The organism is Halomonas sp. LC1 (genome assembly GCF_030247125.1).
Classification (GTDB): Bacteria; Pseudomonadota; Gammaproteobacteria; order Pseudomonadales; family Halomonadaceae; genus Vreelandella.
Genome location: NZ_JASSPG010000010.1, coordinates 31898 through 49768 on the forward strand (window position 1 = coordinate 31898; position 17871 = coordinate 49768).

At 58.4% G+C, this 17871-nt stretch carries 16 protein-coding genes; 10 read left to right on the forward strand and 6 right to left on the reverse strand.

Annotation, left to right across the window (positions count from 1 at the left end; all coding sequences use genetic code 11):
- Positions 1-51 precede the first annotated feature (51 nt).
- From putP to QIT27_RS15870, 5 genes are all read right to left on the reverse strand, one after another.
- Entirely contained in the window at positions 52-1551 is a 1500-nt protein-coding gene (gene putP, locus QIT27_RS15850; protein WP_159341789.1) for a sodium/proline symporter PutP, read from the reverse strand.
- Positions 1552-1891: 340 nt separating this feature from the next.
- Entirely contained in the window at positions 1892-5083 is a 3192-nt protein-coding gene (putA, locus tag QIT27_RS15855; RefSeq protein WP_159341790.1) for a bifunctional proline dehydrogenase/L-glutamate gamma-semialdehyde dehydrogenase PutA, read from the reverse strand.
- 255 nt (positions 5084-5338) lie between these two features.
- Positions 5339-6205 carry an AraC family transcriptional regulator gene (locus QIT27_RS15860; RefSeq protein WP_253018970.1) on the reverse strand — a complete coding sequence of 289 codons (867 nt, stop codon included), beginning with the start codon at positions 6203-6205 and terminating at the stop codon, positions 5339-5341.
- 27 nt (positions 6206-6232) lie between these two features.
- Positions 6233-6592: a hypothetical protein gene (locus tag QIT27_RS15865; protein ID WP_159341792.1), complete on the reverse strand. Its 360-nt coding sequence runs from the start codon at positions 6590-6592 to the stop codon at positions 6233-6235.
- 305 nt (positions 6593-6897) lie between these two features.
- Positions 6898-7305: a CBS domain-containing protein gene (locus QIT27_RS15870; protein WP_159341793.1), complete on the reverse strand. Its 408-nt coding sequence runs from the start codon at positions 7303-7305 to the stop codon at positions 6898-6900.
- Positions 7306-7447: 142 nt separating this feature from the next.
- Here QIT27_RS15870 and QIT27_RS15875 point away from each other — a divergent pair, with 142 nt between their 5' ends.
- The 8 genes from QIT27_RS15875 (at position 7448) to QIT27_RS15910 (ending at position 13709) form a co-directional block, all read left to right on the forward strand.
- On the forward strand, positions 7448-7981 hold the full coding sequence (locus QIT27_RS15875; RefSeq protein ID WP_285264358.1) for a YqaE/Pmp3 family membrane protein: 534 nt from the start codon (positions 7448-7450) through the stop codon (positions 7979-7981).
- An 85-nt stretch (positions 7982-8066) separates the two neighbouring features.
- Positions 8067-8942 carry a carboxylate/amino acid/amine transporter gene (locus QIT27_RS15880; protein WP_159341795.1) on the forward strand — a complete coding sequence of 292 codons (876 nt, stop codon included), beginning with the start codon at positions 8067-8069 and terminating at the stop codon, positions 8940-8942.
- 104 nt (positions 8943-9046) lie between these two features.
- The gene (locus tag QIT27_RS15885; RefSeq protein ID WP_159341796.1) at positions 9047-9979 is read left to right on the forward strand and encodes an NAD(+) kinase; all 933 of its coding nucleotides are present in this window, start codon (positions 9047-9049) and stop codon (positions 9977-9979) included.
- Position 9980: 1 nt separating this feature from the next.
- Complete coding sequence (locus QIT27_RS15890) at positions 9981-10967, forward strand: metallophosphoesterase (RefSeq protein ID WP_285264359.1); 987 nt, start codon at positions 9981-9983, stop codon at positions 10965-10967.
- A 199-nt stretch (positions 10968-11166) separates the two neighbouring features.
- Positions 11167-12018, forward strand: a complete 852-nt coding sequence (locus QIT27_RS15895) for a rhomboid family intramembrane serine protease (protein ID WP_159341798.1) — start codon at positions 11167-11169, stop codon at positions 12016-12018.
- 41 nt (positions 12019-12059) lie between these two features.
- Positions 12060-12344 carry a YeaC family protein gene (locus QIT27_RS15900; protein WP_159341799.1) on the forward strand — a complete coding sequence of 95 codons (285 nt, stop codon included), beginning with the start codon at positions 12060-12062 and terminating at the stop codon, positions 12342-12344.
- Positions 12328-13191 (forward strand): DUF2797 domain-containing protein, encoded by an 864-nt coding sequence (locus tag QIT27_RS15905; protein ID WP_502875208.1) that lies wholly within the window; start codon positions 12328-12330, stop codon positions 13189-13191. The genes QIT27_RS15900 and QIT27_RS15905 overlap by 17 nt, the downstream gene beginning before the upstream one ends.
- 92 nt (positions 13192-13283) lie before the next feature.
- The gene (locus tag QIT27_RS15910) at positions 13284-13709 is read left to right on the forward strand and encodes a HemJ family protein (RefSeq protein WP_285264360.1); all 426 of its coding nucleotides are present in this window, start codon (positions 13284-13286) and stop codon (positions 13707-13709) included.
- A gap of 49 nt (positions 13710-13758) precedes the next feature.
- Here QIT27_RS15910 and QIT27_RS15915 read toward each other — a convergent pair whose 3' ends face one another.
- A complete protein-coding gene (locus QIT27_RS15915) occupies positions 13759-14217 on the reverse strand; it encodes a DUF2231 domain-containing protein (protein WP_285264361.1) in 459 nt (152 codons plus the stop codon).
- Between the two features lie 68 nt (positions 14218-14285).
- Between QIT27_RS15915 and coxB the strand changes: the two genes are divergently transcribed.
- Complete coding sequence (coxB, locus tag QIT27_RS15920; RefSeq protein ID WP_285264362.1) at positions 14286-15347, forward strand: cytochrome c oxidase subunit II; 1062 nt, start codon at positions 14286-14288, stop codon at positions 15345-15347.
- The gene (gene ctaD, locus QIT27_RS15925; protein ID WP_285264363.1) at positions 15344-17869 is read left to right on the forward strand and encodes a cytochrome c oxidase subunit I; all 2526 of its coding nucleotides are present in this window, start codon (positions 15344-15346) and stop codon (positions 17867-17869) included. Before coxB ends, ctaD begins: the two co-directional genes overlap by 4 nt.
- Positions 17870-17871: the final 2 nt, after the last annotated feature.

Genomic DNA, 17871 nt, shown 5'->3' on the forward strand with positions numbered 1-17871 from the left:
AAAAAAGCTCAGCGGGTTTCCCCGCTGAGCCTGCTGCATCAAACCGACGTATTACGCGTCTTGACGGTCGATGTGCTTGTATTCGCCAGCATCCGCCGTCACGCTGCTCACCACCAGAATGGCGATGAACGAGGCGATGAAGCCAGGAATGATTTCATAGATGCCCGGTCCTCCCATGAAGGAGCCGTTCCAGCCCAGGGCAATCCACAGCATGACGGTCACGGCACCTACGATCATACCGGCAACGGCGCCCGCACCGTTGGTGCGTGACCACATCAGCGACAGGATGATCAGCGGGCCGAAAGCCGCACCGAAGCCTGCCCAGGCGTTACTCACCAAACCCAGTACCTGAGAGTTTTCGTCCGAAGCAATGATCGCGGCGACGATACCCACCAGCACGACGCAGATACGGCCCACGGCAACGCACTGCTGCTCCGAGGCTTTCTTATGCAGGAACAGGCGGTAGAAGTCTTCGGTCAACGAGGAAGAGGACACCAGTAGCTGACTGGAAATGGTGCTCATGATGGCCGCCAGCAGCGCGGCATAGAGGAAGCCAGTGATCAGCGGGTGGAACAGCAGGTTGGCCAGCACGATGAAGATGGTTTCCGGATCCTGAACGTCCAAGCCGTTGCGAATGGCATAAGCGCGACCAAAGATACCCAGAGACACGGCACCAATCAACGAGATGAGCATCCACGCCATACCGATGTTACGGGCCGTCGGTACGTCTTTCTGCGAACGGATCGCCATGAAGCGCACGATGATGTGCGGCTGACCAAAGTAGCCTAAGCCCCAGGTGACCGCTGAGAGCCAACCAATGAACGTGAGACCTTCTGACCATGACAGCAGCGTGGGATCGACTTCATTGAGCGTCTGAGACGCCTGCGAGAAGCCGCCGCCGCCTTCACCGAACAGTACGACGGCAGGCATGATGATCAGCGCCAGCATCATGATGCAGCCCTGAACGAAGTCCGTCATGCTCACGGCGAGGAAGCCGCCTACGACGGTGTAGATCAGTACCACGCCCAGGGTGATGATCACGCCCATGGCGTAGTTGCTCATGTCACCGAAGTTGTAAACGCCGGTGAAAGCGCTTTCGAACAGTTTGCCACCCGCGACGAGGCCTGACGCGGTGTAGACGGCAAAGAAGATCACGATGACGACGGCCGATACCGTGCGTAGCGACAGCGCGCGGGTCGGGAAGCGGTTGGCCAAAAAGGCCGGGATGGTAATGGCATTGCCGTAGTGAATGGTTTGTTCACGCAGGCGCGGCGCTACCAGCAGCCAGTTGAAGAACGCACCCACCAGAAGGCCGATGCCGATCCAAGCAGAGCCCAGGCCAGAAACGAACATGGCACCGGGTAGCCCCAGCAGCAGCCAGCCGCTCATGTCCGACGCGCCCGCTGAGAGGGCCGCTACCTGTGGACTGAGGGTACGCCCCCCCAGCATGTAGTCTTCAGAGGAAGACGTGGCCTTGCGCATTGCATAAACGCCAATGGCGATCATCAGCGCGAAGTAACCGAATAAGCTAATCCATACACCTGTAGCCATGAAACTTCTCCAATGTGTGAGGACGACGCTACGTACAAAAGCATCGGCGGGTGCTGACCCTTTTGTACACGGCGAGCATCGACAGGGGCTGCGTTGGCCGAATCGTCACGGCCATGACACAGCCTTGTTGTTGTTAACCCTGAGTCGTGATGTCACTACCAGCCGTCGCGCCTTCGCGCGACGAAGCATGAGAGAGTTGATGGGTACGCGTGTGTGCAAAGTTCCCCGTGCCCGGTGGGCGGCCTAGACAGGCCGCCCGTGCCAGGGCCATTGCTCTATTATTGTCAACCATGAGACGGTTCCTTTTCAGGAGTTCAGGTTAGTTGTATTGATGAGCCGTTTACTCATCCCCTAGCGCCAGAAGCGACGCGTTGCCACCTAGGGCGGCGGTGTTGTTAGTAATCGTTTTCTCGGTCACGAAGCGCTGCAGGTAGTGCGGACCGCCCGCTTTCGGGCCGGTGCCGGACAGCCCTTGGCCACCGAACGGCTGAACGCCAACAACAGCCCCGATGATATTACGGTTGATATACACATTGCCTACTCGAATTTTCTGCGCTATTTCAGCGGCAAAGGATTCGTTACGGCTATGCACCCCAAACGTCAGGCCATACCCCCGGCCGTTGATGTCATTGATGACCTTATCAAGCTCGCGTGCTTTGAAGCGCACGATATGCAGCACCGGGCCAAACTGCTCGCGCGTCAGGGCGTCGATGCTGTCGATGGTAAAGGCCACTGGCGGTACGAAAGTGCCGTGTTGGGTATGCTCCGCGGTCATCGGCGTTTCAGCGACCAAGCGGTTTTCGCTTTTGAGCTTTTCGATGTGCGCCATCAAGCCGTTGCGCGCGTCTTCATCGATGACGGGGCCGACATCGGTACCCAGGTCGCGGGGGTCGCCAATGCGCAGTTCGCTCATTGCACCCTTTAGGATTTCAATGACGCGGTCAGCAACGTCTTCCTGAAGGTAGAGCACCCGAAGGGCCGAGCAGCGCTGGCCAGCACTCTGGAACGCCGATTGAATGACATCCACGACGACCTGCTCGGGCAGGGCGGTGGAGTCAACGATCATCGCGTTCATGCCGCCGGTTTCAGCGATCAGCGTGGGGAGCGGCGCGTTTTCGCGGGCGGCCAGCGCGCGGTTGATGATTTGCGCCGTGTCGGTACCGCCGGTGAAGACCACGCCAGTAATGCGTGGGTCAGAGGTCAATACGCTGCCTACGGTCGGGCCATCCCCCGGCAGCAGCTGCACCACGTCACGGGGCATACCCGCTTCGTAAAGCAGTTCGATGACGCGGTGAGCGACAATAGACGTCTGCTCAGCGGGTTTCGCTAGCACGGTGTTGCCCGCCACGGCCGCGGCAACGATTTGTCCGCAGAAAATCGCCACCGGGAAATTCCAGGGGCTGATGGCGGCAAAAACGCCTTTACCGCCCATGGTCAACCGGTTGGATTCGCCGGTGGGACCAGGTAGCTCGATGGGCTCGCCAAACGACTCCTCGGCACGCATGGCGTAGTAGCGGCAGAAATCGACCGCTTCCTTGATTTCATCGACGCCATCGGTGAGCAGCTTGCCGCCCTCGCGGGAGCAGAGTGTCATCAGCTCTGCCATGTGCTCTTCCATCAGGTCGCCCAGCCGACGCACAATCGCAGCGCGTTCGGCAACGGGCGTTGCGTCCCAGCGTGGGAAGGCTTCCCAAGCCGCATCGAGGGCTTTGGCCGCCTGCTCTTTGCTGGTCCACTGCACGCTGCCAACGGTTTGGCGGCGATCAAAAGGCGAGGTCACGCTATGCGTGTTAGCGCTGTCGTCTGCCACATCAAAGGCCAGTAGCGGCTTGGTGGGGTACTGCTTGTCCATGAACCCGCTCATCTTTTCCATCAGCGGGTAGTAATGGCTACGGATGTTGAGGTTGACCCCACGGGAGTTGCGACGCTTCGGCCCATAAATGTCTTTCGGCAGCGGAATACGCTTGTTGTAGAACGTCTTCTGCTGGCGCAGGGTGTCGATGGGGTGCTGGCAAAGTGACTCCACCGGCACGTCCGGGTCGACGATCTGGTGAACGAAAGACGAGTTAGCGCCGTTTTCCAGCAGGCGACGTACCAAGTAGGGCAGCAGGTCTTTATGGGCGCCAACCGGTGCGTAAATACGGCAATAGGTGCCTTTGGGAGCACGCTCGAGGGCCGCGTCGTAAAGCGCTTCGCCCATACCGTGCAGGCGCTGGAATTCGAACGGGCGGCTGTCGTGGTTCGCCAGCTCCAGAATGGTCGTGACGGTGTGGGCGTTGTGGGTCGCAAACTGAGGGAAGATGCGGCCACGGGTATCGTCCGACAGCAGGAACTGTGCGCAGGCTAGGTAGGCCACATCGGTACACGCCTTGCGGGTGTAAACCGGGTACCCGTCAATGCCCAGCTGCTGCGACTCTTTGATCTCGCTGTCCCAGTACGCGCCTTTGACCAACCGCAGCGGAATTTCATCGCCTTGCTCGTCGGCCAAGCGGTTGATGTAGTGCAGCACCGGCAGCGCACGCTTGGAGTACGCCTGAACGACCAGACCAAAGTGGCCCCAACCTTTGACGGCGTCGCTTTGATAAATCGCCCGGAACACTTCCAGTGAAAGCTCCAGACGATCGACTTCCTCGGCGTCGATGGTGACCGCGACATCCAGCTCGCGCGCTTTGCTGACCAGTTGGATGACGGTATCTACCAGCTCGGCCAACACCTGCTCGCGGCGGCCAAACTCATAGCGCGGGTGCAGGGCAGAGAGTTTGATGGAGACCGACGGGGCGGGCGTTTTGTCGCCAAGGGACTTACACGCTTTACCGACCTGCTCGATGGCGCGTGCGTAATCGTCAAAGTAGCGCTTGGCATCGGCTCGGGTGCGTGCGGCTTCGCCTAGCATATCGTAGGAGTAGGTGTAGCCTTTATTGAACAGCGGCTTGGAACGCTTTAGCGCTTCATTGATGTCGCGACCCAGGACGAACTGCTTGCCCATGATTTTCATGGCTTCGGTCATCGCCCGGCGAATGACCGGCTCGCCCATGCGGTTCACCATGCGATTGATGAAGTGGGCGGGCTGGCCCTCTTTTGGGTGATCGAGCTTCAATACCCGTCCGGTCATCAGCAGGCCCCAGGTCGAGGCGTTGACCATCCAGGACTCGCTCTTGCCCACGTGGGACTGCCAATCGGCTGGTCCCAGTTTGTCTTCGATCAGCGCATCGGCGGTGGCTTTGTCCGGAATACGCAGCATCGCCTCGGCAAGACACATCAGCATCAGCCCTTCGTGGGTATCCAGGCTGTACTGCTGAAGCAGCTCGTCGATGGTGTCGACGGCGGTGTCCATGTTGCGAACGTCGCGCACCAGCGCTGCCGTGTTGGCCTCAATGCGCGCGAAATCGTCTTGGTCGGCGTTGAGCAGCTTGATCAGCTCGCCTACGTAGGCATCTTCATCGACGATATAGTGTTCGCTGACACGCTGCATCAGCGTATCGAGGTCGGTTTGCCAGGTGGCAGGGTCACGCATTTTTTTAGCATTGAGCATTGAGGCCCCCGTAAGACAGGTCTGAAACGAACAGCATGAACGGATAGCTGTGTCAGCTAACGTTTAAAAGTGGTGGCAGGGCAGGTGCCCAGGCTGACGTTCGAATGTAGAGCTAGCCGCCGTTAGGTGTATGTCGTTTTCGTGGCAAAACGTGTCAATTTCTCGGCAAGCGGTGCCCATTTACGACTTTAGTAGAGTTGGCCGGCGCTTGCGAGGGGCCCATCCAACGACGTTTATAGTGTAGCGTCTCGTTAGCTATCGACGAGACGAGAGAACGCCTGACCCCGTTGGGGGGCTGGCGGGAGATAGCACCGTTGAAGGGCTCGCCGAACGGTGACCGGTATCGAGAGATGGCCCCGTCAATCCTTGGCGTAACTGGCGCGGAGAGGCACCGTAACTGCGTCGAAACGCGTGGGATAGGGCGCTTTGATTGGCGAACCCGGTTTGAATGGCAATATCGGTAAGCGGCAGGCGGCTCTGCATGATGAGCTGGCGCGCCGCATGAAGGCGCTGCCGACGAACGTACTGCCAGGGCGAAAGGCCGGTTTGAGCGCGAAACCGTTCGGAGAAGTGCGCCTCGCTCAGACAGGCAAGTTTGGCCAGATCTGCCACGCGCAGCTCGTCTGCCAAATGGCGGCGTATGAAGCGGTCAATTTGATCGAGATCGATGCGCCGCTGGGTTGCCGTACTCGATGCCCCCAGGCGCGCCTTTAGCGAGCCGAGCAGCGTGGCGGCCAGTCGGTCCTGCTGAAAAGAGGTCGCAGAGTTGTCAAATCCTCGGGCGAGCTCACTCTCAACGAAGGTGAGGTAGTGGCGTAGTGGGCTGTCCAGAGCGAAAAAGCGTGGCGCATCGAAGAGCGCCACCAATTCACGATGCTCGCCTGTCAGGGCGGGCGCATCCTCGGGAAGGTCCAAAATGAGTTGGCGGTTGTGGCCGTTTCCGGAATAGTAGTGCTCATGATTAGCGGGCACGATGCAGCCGGAAAACGCATTCACTCGTCCACCCAGCCCTTCGATTTCGAACTCTGAGGAGCCGCAAAGCGTAATCACGATCTGGTGAAAATCGTGGGAGTGATGCTTCGTCGCCGTTTCCAAGGGAATTTGACGAATGGTACTCGGCATACGGTTCTCCTCGTCGCTGCAGCGTGGTTAGCGCTGACGAAGCGCTGTATGTGCCGCTAAATGATCGCGCAGAGCTTTAAGCTCTGCGTAACCCTCTTGATTGAGCAGCGGTTTGCCTTGGGCAATTTGCCAGCGCCTGCCATGGGTATCCATCAGGTGGGACGCTCGGCGGCGAATATTGTCGAGATACTCGTCGTGGCGAATGGGGTAGCCAATCAAGGCGTTCCATTCCGTCTCGCTCACGCTGCTCTCCAGGGCTTTGTCAAAAAGGGCGATCAAATCCTTGGGTTCGGTACGATAGCGGGGTGTTCCTGCGTTCATCAGCACTAGCAGTACGGCGCCCATCACGAGTACACACACGCCTAACACCAGTAGATAAAGTGCCATCTTATGCTCCCGCCCGCATCAAGATGGACGCCAAGTTCAGCGCCCGTATCAGAGTCGATGCCCAGTATACGCCTGCGTCCGGCAAGACGAAAATTTTAACCTTTTGCGAACTTTTTCCCTGAGCAGTGTCTGAGAGTGTACAGGCAACATCGCGATGGCAGTCGCTAATAGTGTTGTTCTGGCTATTGTTTTCGATCCCTTGCTTCCGCTGCTTATTCAAGCAGCGGTTTTTTTTGTAGGTATTTTTTTATAGGTTTTTTTATAGATATATGGGGCAAAGCCCGAGGGCTTAGGTATTCACGTGCTTAATGACGACGAATCGTGAGTAAAGCCATGAGAATATCCCGACGCGTGACGATGCCCACCAAGCGTTGCTGCTCGACGACCGGGTAAATTTTCGGCTTGGCACCGAGCATTTCCTGCGCGAGATCGGTCACGCTTTTGTTGGGCGAGGTGGTCAGCACGTCTTGACGCATGAGTTCCCGCACCAAGGGAGCCTCGTGGTCATGATAAATGCTATCGAGCACGTGCCCCAAGACATCCTGCTCGGAAATGAAGCCGATCAAACGGTCCGACATATCCACGACCGGCGCCCCCGGCAGCCGATGCAGTGCCAGCCCTTGGGCGAGTGTCGTGATGGATGTCTCTCCTGAGACGCGGTAGCAGTCGCGAGACATGATGTCTCGAACGGTGTCCGGAATGTTTTTGTTCATGAGGGCACTCCTTATCATCATCGGCAGGCTGCCGCCGATTCTCTTACTGTAGGTGATTTAACTCACCCTGCACTGCCCCCATACTGTCTCTATTCAACGCTTTGCTTTTTTAAATAAGCCTCAACCGCTGTGAGGAGTCGCGATGGACGCTCGTGAATACCTAAACCGTAAAGGCGTCGGCCTGGATCGAGATCCTGACAAGCCCAATACGCTGGAAGAGAAAGCCTGGGAGCGTGCCCGTGGCTCGGGTCAGCGTCGTCCCAAGGCAGGCACGCCCCACGATTGGGAAGATTGGGAGCGTTACCATGACGACCTGGCCGACGGTGCGGATTCCCTGGAACAAAAAATCGACAAAGAAGCGCACCGTCGAGCGCTCGCCAAAGAAAAGGCGGCCTCCGAACGAGCCAATGCGCCCGTCGAGCACTTTACGCCTGCGCCGGTGGTGAAAGAGACCACGACCCGCTCGGAGCCCTCTTCCGTCGTGACGGACAGCGCCACCCCCGACGAGCCGGCCTCACTGCAGTGGGCGTACCGCGCGCTGGCCGTGTTACTACCGCCCCTCGCCCTGGGGTTGACCGATGGTGGTGCTCGACGTGTCGTCATCAGCGCACTGCTGACGCTGGCGGGCTGGCTCCCCGGCGTTATCTATGCGTTCGTGTGGTTGAACAAGCGCTAGCTTTCTCTTTTGCCGCTAGCCCATTGGCAGGAGAGGCGAATGACGTATAATTCCCGTCAACTAACTCTTTGTTTGAGGTTTACGAATGGGCTATCTGGTAGGCGTAACGGCGCTATGGGCGTTTTCGTTCTCGTTGATTGGGGTGTACCTCGCTGGTCAGGTGGACAGTTACTTTGCCGTGCTGGTACGGGTCACTCTGGCGATGCTGGTGTTTCTCCCTTTTTTACGTCCCAGCCTGCTGCGCGGTAAACAGCGGTTGGCGTTGATGGCGCTGGGCGCCATTCAACTCGGCGTGATGTACACCTTCTTTTATCACTCCTTTTTGCTGCTCTCCGTGCCGGAAGTGCTGTTATTCACCATTTTCACACCGGTGTATATCGCGCTGTTGGACGACCTGATGTTCAAGCGTTTTACGCCGATCTATTTGGTCACCGCTGTCTTGGCGGTGATCGGTGCGGGCGTCATTCGCTACGATGGAGTAGATAGCGGCTTTTGGTTAGGCTTTCTGGTCGTGCAGGGCGCTAACCTCTGTTTTGCCATTGGGCAAGTCGGCTATCGCCGTTTGGCATCCGACCTGCCGCCCACGCTGGCATGGCACAACGTGTTTGGCTGGTTCTTCATCGGGGCTATGCTGGTGGCGCTGCCTGCTTTCTTGCTGTTCGGCAATAACTCGGCGCTGCCCACCACGTCGCTGCAGTGGGGCGTGCTGGCCTGGCTGGGGCTCGTGGCGTCGGGCGTCGGGTATTTCGCCTGGAACCAGGGCGCCACGAAGGTCGATGCGGGCACGCTCGCCATCATGAACAATGCGTTGGTCCCCGCAGGCTTGGTCGTCAACCTCGTCATCTGGAATCGCGATGCCGAGCTGGACAAGCTGCTGCTGGGGGCGGCCATCATGGGGGCTTCGCTATGGCTGAACCACTGGTGGCTGCAGCGCCGAAAGGTAGCGGCTGCCGCAAGCTAAACCGCTGATTTGCCCGGCGCTAGGAGCACTTCTGCCGCGCCGGGTGATTTGCTCGATACCGCCTTCCTCTCCATAATGTGGGTTGATGCTAGCGAGAGTCACCCATGTCTAACACCCCATCGTCAAGCTCCCATACCGGTAGCCCGCGTCACCCAGCGAAGCCCTTCAAGACGATCGGCTTGATTGGCCGCCTTGGCAGTGACAAAGTCGTCGACTCGCTGCAACGCTTGGTCCGCTATTTGACCGAGCATGACTACAAGGTACTCATCGAGGACCGAACCGCCACGGCGCTACCGCAGCACGGTTTGCCCGAGGCGAGCCGCCGTATGCTGGGCGAGCTATGCGATCTCGTGATCGTGGTGGGCGGTGACGGCAGTTTGCTAGGGGCCGCCCGTACTCTGTGTCGCAGCGGCACGCTGATTCTAGGCGTTAATCGTGGGCGGCTGGGGTTTCTTACCGATATTTCACCGGATGAGCTAGAGCATCGCGTTGGCGAGGTCTTGGCGGGCGAGTTCGAGGTGGAGGAGCGTTTTCTGCTGGATGCGGTGCTCTATCGCAATGGGGTGGCGGTGGGCAGTGGCGACGCGCTGAACGAAGTCGTCGTGCACCCCGGGAAAGCGGTGCGCATGATCGAGTTCGAGCTGTTTATTGATGGGCAGTTCGTTTACAGCCAGCGTAGTGATGGACTGATCGTGGCCACGCCAACGGGCTCCACTGCCTATGCGCTGTCCGGTGGTGGGCCAATCATGCATCCCAAGCTGGATGTGGTGACGCTAGTGCCCATGTTCCCACACACGCTCTCGAGTCGGCCCATCGTGATCGATGCGGCCAGTGAAATACGCATTCATATCGGCGAAACCAACCAGACGTACCCTCATATCAGTTGCGATGGCCAAACGCGCGCGGTGGCCAAACCTGACGATGTGCTGGTCATCACCCGTAAGCCGGAGCGCGTTCAGTTGGTGCATCCCATTGGGCACAATTTCTACGACGTGCTGCGCAGTAAGCTCGGCTGGAGCCATCGGCTAGGGGATTGATATGGAGGGTTACGACCTCATCGGCGATGTCCATGGCTGCGGCGCGACGTTGGCAACGCTGCTCGAGAAGCTGGGGTATCACCAGCGGCGTGGTGTCTACCGTCACCCCCGACGCAAAGTGATCTTTTTGGGCGACCTCATCGATCGCGGGCCACGCATTCGACTTGCCGTTACCATTGCCCGGCGCATGGTGGAGGCGGGCGAGGCCCATATCGTCATGGGGAACCACGAATACAATGCGCTGGCCTATACCCACCCTGCGCCACGAGGCAGCGGCAAGCGCTGGCTGCGTGAGCACACGCCGCGCCACAATCGCATCATTCAAGACACGCTCGATCAATACCGCGACCACACCAACGAATGGGAAGATACGCTGGCATGGTTTAAAACCATCCCACTTTTTTTAGAGGTGGACGGCATTCGCGTCGTGCACGCCTGCTGGGACGCGACGCTGATCCATGAACTCAAGCAGCGTGCGCCCTCTGCACGGATGGATAGCCAGTTTTTGGTGGAATCCACCGACCCGACGTCCCAGGCGTATCGCATCCTTGATCGACTCACTCGTGGCCCCCACATACCGTTACCGACCGGGGTAGCGATTCACTCTGGGGATGGTTTCACCCGGCAAAGTTTTCGTGCGCATTTTTGGTCGGCCAACCCGCAGCAGTGGGGCGATGTCGTGTTTCAACCCGACAACTTGCCCGGCGACCTAGAGACGCAGCCGTTAAGCCAGAGCGAACGACAGCGGCTAAGTTATTATGGGCCCGACCAGCCGCCGCTCTTCATTGGGCATTATTGGTGTGAAGGGATTCCTGCGTTGCCAGCTCCCAATATCGCTTGCCTGGATTATAGCGCCGTCAAATTTGGCCGTTTAGTGGCATATCGTTGGAGCGGCGAAACACAGCTTAATGCCGATCATTTCGTTTGGATTCAAGTGCCTAGAGAAGAGCGTGCGTTACCTAAGCCGTGGGAAATCGATTTTGATTAAGCGGGCGACTAAAGCGTTACATATGGTTACATAATTTTTGCAAAACAGCTGAACTAACCCCGTTGCCGGATATCAGAGTAAGTGTTCCCTTGAATGATCCCTTGCTTTTATCCGGCGGCCCCCTCCGCCGGATTTTTTTGTTTATCCGTTGGCCCTCTAGCGCTCAGGCGCACGACCACTTGGATAGTAGGGAGATGCCATGCATCCCGTCATGCTCTTACCCACGGGCGCAGACACACAGGCACTGCGCAAAGCGTTATGGCACTACCGTATTGGCCATCGCATTACGGACGAAGCCGAGGGCCAGCTGCTTTGGGTGGCCGACCCTCGTCAACGTGACGAGCTCCAGGCCGTCGTCGGGCGGTGGGAGCGGGGTGAACCGCTGATTCTCGACGGGGCTCGACCGCGGCGAGCCGCCAACGTCCAGCATCTCACCACGACGCTGCGTCATGTCCCGGTGACGGCTCTCATGATCGGTGTCAGCCTGCTGGTATTCGCCTTGAGCGGCGTGTTTGGCGATTTGCTGGTCGTGGCCCTGACCATCGTGCCGGTGGGTATTTCCGGCGGTCAGCTGGTGTACGGATCGTTAGCGGACACCGTGATGGGAGGGCAGGTGTGGCGTTTGTTATCTCCCGCGTTTTTGCACTTCGGTTGGATGCACCTGATTTTCAACCTGATGTGGGTATGGTATTTCGGCCGACAGATCGAACAGCGCCAGGGCAGTAAAATGATGCTATTACTACTTCTCGTCGCCGGTATTGGTGCCAACTTGGCGCAATACGTGACTGGAACGGTGCTGTTTGGTGGCATGTCTGGCGTGGTGTATGCGTTGCTGGCCCATGTGTGGCTTATGTCCCGCCGTGCCCCGCAAAGCGGTTTCTTCGTGCCGCAAATGCTGGTGGTCTTCATGCTCGGCTGGATGGTGTTCACCATGACCGACATCGCCAGTACCGTCGGCTTTGGCAACGTGGCCAATGAAGCTCACTTGGGCGGGCTGCTCGTGGGGCTCGCCTCGGGCTGGTATTATTCCTCCCAACGTAGAAAAGCCTAACGCCGCCAATTTGAACGCAGCCAACACGTGAGGTGCTGACCGTGAGCGATATGACCTTCGATAAAATGATTAACCAAATGACACCTGCGATTTATGAAAGCCTGAAGCAGGCGGTCTCGCTACGTAAATGGCCCGATGGCCGCCGGTTGACGCCTGAGCAAACCGAGCTGTGCTTAGAAGCGGTCATGCGCTATGAAGCCGAAAATAACGTACCGGAAGAGAACCGCGTAGGATACCTAGAACGTCGCACCTGTGGGGCAGGTGCAACAGGCGCCGGTGTGAGTCCCGAAATGGCGGGCCTGGGCCGGGATGCCACGCGTGACTGATTTGTTAATCCCAGAGGTCTCTCCCGTTAAAGGGTGTTTGCAAAAAATGACGGCGGCGCTGCCTCGCCGCCAAGACGAACAGGTGGTTTACCACCTGCGCGCAGGTGAGCATCGGGTGGCATTGAATGAGCGTATTGGTTCCCCCATGCGCCTTTCATGGAGCGGGGCCATTGCCTGTACCCACTGCGGTCGGGCAACCAAAAAAAGTTTTGCACAAGGCTACTGCTACCCGTGCTTCAAACGGTTGGCACAGTGCGACACCTGCATCATGAAGCCGGAGACCTGCCACTACTACCAAGGCACCTGCCGCGAGCCGGAGTGGGGTGAGGCGCACTGCTTTCAGCCCCACATCGTCTATCTGGCTAACTCTTCCGGCTTGAAGGTGGGCATTACCCGCAAAACCCAAATGCCCACCCGCTGGTTGGATCAAGGCGCTATTCAGGCACTGCCGATTCTCGAAGTGAATACTCGCCAGCAGTCCGGGTTCGTCGAGATGCTCTTCAAAGAGCAGGTAGCCGACCGCACCAACTGGCGTGCCATGCTCAAAGGTGAGGTAGAACTACTCGATTTGCGCGCTGAACGTGACCGATTGTTGAACACTCTGGCAGACGGCTTAAGCCAGCTACGCAGTGTTCACGGCGAGGACGCCATTCGCACGCTGGACGAAGCGCCTCTGCAGTTCGACTATCCGGTTGCAGCGTTTCCCCGCAAAGTAGTCTCTCATAATTTCGACAAGCAGCCGCTGGTTGAAGGCACCCTTCAGGGTGTTAAAGGGCAATACCTCATGTTCGATACGGGGGTGATTAATCTACGTAAATTCACGGGTTACGAAATTTCGGTAGCGTGAAAAATAGGCATTTTGCCTAGCCAGAGTGGCATCGGTTGACTAGGGTTATTAGGGTCATCACAGACACTGCCTAGTTACGCAAGGAAGCCTCGATGCCATGGCTAAAACTGCTGCACATCGCCGCGCTGGTCATTTGGTGCGGCGCACTTCTTTATCTTCCAGCACTGTTACTGCAATCGCTGCAGCTGCGTAAAGACGCGGGATTTGCCCAAGGCACACCTCCAATGCCGCGTTTTTTTTACAACTCTATCGCCACGCCGGCCGCTCTCGCTGCGATTGCTTCGGGCACGCTGCTGTTTCTTCTGCATGGCTTGTTGGGCGGTTGGTTGATCCTCAAATTAGGCGCCGTGGTGCTGATGGTGGCGGCCCACGGCTGCTTTGGCTGGCTCATATTGCGCCTGGAGATGGGCATTTTCAACGGGGTGAAGACGGCCAGCCTGTGTGCACTGCTGCTGGCGCTGGTCGGCATTGTTGGCGTGCTAGGGTTTGTGCTTTCCAAGCCGCTGGAGTGGAGCTAGCTCAATGGCCAATGTCCTATTACGGGCTGCCATTGAGCCGCTCGGGTTACTATTCTACTTCAACGCCCACCGCGTGCTCGTACACCAGCTGGCCACCGAGCCAGCCGGCCAGCGCAATCAACCCGGCCGTTACCAGCGAGATGGCCAAGCCCCACGGCAGCACGGCATTGGGCTCGGTAAAGCGCAGCAGCCAGTTCAGCGACGCCAGAGAAAGCATGACGACAGCGACTATCGCGTGACTCCAGCCCGTGATCAAACGGCGGATGCGGGCCACCGATACCAGGTCGATAATGCCGGCCACCGACGCAATCCAGCCGCCAAACGCGCCAACCCCCGCCAGCCAGAGCCCGCCGCGCAGCCAGAACATATCCTGGGTATACCAGTAGGCCAAGTCGCAGGCGACCAACGCCATCAGGGCCGCCACCGGGAAGTGAATCATCACTGGGTGAAGCGGGTGCCCTGCCAGCGATGCGCGGCTTTTGATCGAGCGTTGGGGAGTCTGTGTCATGGTCACTTCCTGTGGTTAGACAAATCAAAACAGTTAGATAGATCAACTGTATGTCAGGGAAAACGCTAATGAGGGAACGCCATAGCGCCACATGCATCTTGTCGTATCGAACAGCGCTCCGAGCCCGTCGACTGGCCTATTGGCTAGGGGGTGGCTTGCTGTTAGGTGTCGCGGGTTGCAGCGGCGACAGCTCTATCTTAGACCCTGCTGGGCCCGCCGCAAGAGACGTGCGGTTAATTTGGTGGGTGATGCTGGGGTTTGCCACCATCGTGCTGATCGGTGTCACCGTGGTTTGGCTCTACGCCTTCAAGCCGCGCAACGTGGAGCGCACGCCTACCCAAGAACGACGTATTGCCCGGCGTTGGATCATTGGCGGTGGCCTCATTTTGCCCATTGCAAGTATTACGGCGCTGCTAATGTTTGGGGTGCCCGCCGGGCAGCGCATGCTGCCGCTCCCGCTAGGCGAGCCGCCTGAAGTGATTGAAGTGATCGGCCACCAATGGTGGTGGGAGGTGCGCTACCCAGGCGCCGAAGGCGGCGAAGTCGTCACCGCTAACCAGCTCGTCATGCCCGCCGGGGAACCGGTGGATTTTCATGTGAGCGGTGCGGATGTCATTCATGCGTTTTGGGTGCCGCGTTTGGGCGGCAAAATCGACATGCTGCCAGGAAGGCTGAATAAAATCCGCCTGGAAGCCGATGAGCCCGCCGTGTTTGGTGCCCAGTGTGCCGAGCTGTGCGGGGTGGGGCATGCCCATATGCATTTGTATGTCGAAGCCGTGCCTCGTGAAGCATTCGATACATGGCTGGCGGCTCGGCAAGACGCAGAACTAAGCGAATTAGCGACGCAAGATACCACTCATGATGTTGCAAGAGAGGCCTTTGCGACCCACTGCGCGAGCTGTCATCAAGTGGCTGGCGTCAGCCAGGGCGGTGTAGGGCCTAACCTCTCGGATGTCGGTAGCCGCACGATGCTGGGTGCCGGTGTGATGGCCATGGAAGAGGGCGCGGTGAGCCAGTGGCTGCAGCAGCACCAAACGCTGAAGCCGGGTAATAAAATGCCCGCCCACGACGATATTGATAAGGACACCTTGGATGCCCTGGGTGCTTGGCTGGAGACCTTGACCCCATGAAGAGCGTGAATCAAGAGGCGGTAGAGCAGGACCCGCAGCAACTACACGAAGACCTACATGACATTTGGGGTAACCCGAAAGGGCTAAAGGCCCTCACCATCGTGAACCATACAACGCTAGGTCTGCGTTTTATGATCACCGGGATGGTGTTTTTCCTGATTGGCGGCATTCTCGCCATGCTGGTGCGTACCCAGCTAGCGATGCCCGACCAGGACTTTATGTCGCCGGAGATCTATAACCAGGTCACCACCATGCACGGCACGGTGATGATGTTTCTGTTCGCCATTCCTATGCTGGAGGGGCTGGCGATTTACCTGATCCCTAAAATGATTGGTGCCCGTGACTTGGTGTGCCCACGGCTAACGTCGCTGGGTTATTTCTGCTACCTGTTTGGCGGGATTATCCTCACCTCCAGCCTGATTATTGAGATGGCGCCTTCAAGCGGCTGGTTTATGTACACGCCGCTGAGCAGTAAAGAGTTTGCCCCGGATTTGGGCTCCGATTTTTGGCTGCTGGGCATCACCTTTGTGGAGATATCAGCGCTCTCGGCGGGGGTGGAGCTGGTGGTGTCTATCTTACGCACCCGCACCCAGGGCATGGCGCTGCATAAGATGCCGCTGTTTGCGTGGTATATCCTCGCCATGGCGCTAATGATCGTGGTGGGCTTCCCCCCGCTGATCCTCGGCAGCGTGCTGCTGGAGCTTGAGCGGGCGGTAGGCATGCCGTTTTTCCAAATTGCGGGCGGCGGCGACCCGGTACTCTGGCAGCATCTGTTCTGGCTGTTTGGCCACCCAGAGGTGTACATCATCTTCCTGCCTGCCGCTGGTATTGTCTCTACCCTGATCCCGGTATTTGCCGGGCGGCCCATTGTGGGTTACGGCTGGGTAGTGGCAGCGATCACCATCATGGGCTTTATCAGCTTTGGGCTGTGGGTTCACCACATGTTCACCATTGGCATTCCGCAGCTGGCCCAGGCGTTTTTCTCGGCGGCCAGTATGCTGGTGGCCGTGCCCACGGCGATTCAGGTTTTTGTCTGGATAGCCACGCTCTGGCTTGGCAAACCCAAAATGAAGCTGCCCATGCTGTGGGTGATGGGCTTTTTAATTATCTTTGTGTGCGGCGGGTTAACCGGCGTCATGCTGGCGCTGGTGCCGTTTAACTGGCAGGTGCACGACACCCACTTTGTGGTGGCGCATATGCACTATGTGCTGGTGGGCGGCATGTTCTTCCCGCTGATCGCCGGGCTTTACTACTGGCTGCCGCTCTTTTCTGGACGCATGCCCTCCGAAAATCTGGGGCGCTGGGGCTTCTGGCTTACCTTCCTGGGCTTTAACGGCACCTTCTTGATCATGCACTGGACCGGGCTGCTCGGTATGCCCCGGCGGATTTACACCTATGAAGCGGGCTCAGGTTGGGAGATTTTTAACCTGCTCTCGTCGATCAGTAGCTTTGTGCTCTCGGCAGGGATTGCCATGGTGCTGCTGGATATCGCGCTGCACTTTCGGTTTGGTAAGCCCGCCAAGCATAACCCCTGGAATGCCGATACGCTGGAGTGGGCCAACACCATGCCGCCCAGCGCCTATAATTTCGTGAGCCTACCCAGTGTGGAAACCCGGCATCCGCTGTGGGATGACCCGAACCTGCCGCATACCATGGCCGAGGGTAAGCACTCGCTGGCGGTGGCCTCCCACGGCAGGCGTGAAATGTGGGGCACCGACCCGATTACGGGCAAGGTGCGCGAGATTATTCACCTGCCCGGTAACTCCTGGTGGCCGCTGTTTGCCGCTGCCGCGCTGGCGGTGGTGTGCCTGAGTCTGCTGACCAAGGTGTACGTGTTGGCAGGCGTGTTCGTGATGATTGCCGGTATCTTTCTGCTGCGCTGGTCCTGGGAGAACGGCGCGCATCCTAAAGCGGCACCGGATGCGGGCGTAAAACCGGGCGACCCACCGCTCCACTCGCGCACAATGGACGGCCCGGGCCTTTGGGCGATGGGTGTTTTTCTGATCGCCAACGGATCGTTTTATCTCTCTTATCTGTTTGGCTGGTTCTATCTCTGGACCGTTTCACCGGAATGGCAGATGCCGGAGACGCCGCCGCTATCGCTCATAATAATGGGTGCAGCTGGCGTAGCGGTTTTAGCCGGTTGTGGTGTGATGGAAAAGCTGGTGCGTGGGCTGCGCCAGCAACGTGATGCCGGGCTAGGCGCAGGCTTCTATTTAGCCGCTGCGTTAGGTGCACTGCAAGTGGGGCTAATGGGCTGGGCGCTGTGGCAAGCCGAACTTGCTCCCACACAAACCTCCCACGATGCGGTGATGCTGGTCGGCCTTGTCTACGCCCTGTTCCACGGCGGTTTAGCGGTCGTCTTGACCGTGCTTCAAGGCCTGCGTGTGGGTTATGGCTATGTGGGCGCTCATGCTCCCTTCGAGCCGGGCGTAGTAGCCCTGCTTTGGCGCTATAACGTGGTCACCTTTGGGCTGCTCATAGGGGCGCTGGCGGTGCTGCCCCGCGTGTTAGGAGGGTAGGG

Coding starts and splice junctions, on each gene's coding strand:
- putP (WP_159341789.1), bottom strand. CDS start 1,551: ATGGCTACAGGTGTATGGATTAGCTTATTCGGTTACTTCGCGCTGATG.
- putA (WP_159341790.1), bottom strand. CDS start 5,083: ATGCTCAATGCTAAAAAAATGCGTGACCCTGCCACCTGGCAAACCGAC.
- QIT27_RS15860 (WP_253018970.1), bottom strand. CDS start 6,205: ATGCCGAGTACCATTCGTCAAATTCCCTTGGAAACGGCGACGAAGCAT.
- QIT27_RS15865 (WP_159341792.1), bottom strand. CDS start 6,592: ATGGCACTTTATCTACTGGTGTTAGGCGTGTGTGTACTCGTGATGGGC.
- QIT27_RS15870 (WP_159341793.1), bottom strand. CDS start 7,305: ATGAACAAAAACATTCCGGACACCGTTCGAGACATCATGTCTCGCGAC.
- QIT27_RS15875 (WP_285264358.1), top strand. CDS start 7,448: ATGGACGCTCGTGAATACCTAAACCGTAAAGGCGTCGGCCTGGATCGA.
- QIT27_RS15880 (WP_159341795.1), top strand. CDS start 8,067: ATGGGCTATCTGGTAGGCGTAACGGCGCTATGGGCGTTTTCGTTCTCG.
- QIT27_RS15885 (WP_159341796.1), top strand. CDS start 9,047: ATGTCTAACACCCCATCGTCAAGCTCCCATACCGGTAGCCCGCGTCAC.
- QIT27_RS15890 (WP_285264359.1), top strand. CDS start 9,981: ATGGAGGGTTACGACCTCATCGGCGATGTCCATGGCTGCGGCGCGACG.
- QIT27_RS15895 (WP_159341798.1), top strand. CDS start 11,167: ATGCATCCCGTCATGCTCTTACCCACGGGCGCAGACACACAGGCACTG.
- QIT27_RS15905 (WP_502875208.1), top strand. CDS start 12,328: ATGCCACGCGTGACTGATTTGTTAATCCCAGAGGTCTCTCCCGTTAAA.
- QIT27_RS15910 (WP_285264360.1), top strand. CDS start 13,284: ATGCCATGGCTAAAACTGCTGCACATCGCCGCGCTGGTCATTTGGTGC.
- QIT27_RS15915 (WP_285264361.1), bottom strand. CDS start 14,217: ATGACACAGACTCCCCAACGCTCGATCAAAAGCCGCGCATCGCTGGCA.
- coxB (WP_285264362.1), top strand. CDS start 14,286: ATGAGGGAACGCCATAGCGCCACATGCATCTTGTCGTATCGAACAGCG.
- ctaD (WP_285264363.1), top strand. CDS start 15,344: ATGAAGAGCGTGAATCAAGAGGCGGTAGAGCAGGACCCGCAGCAACTA.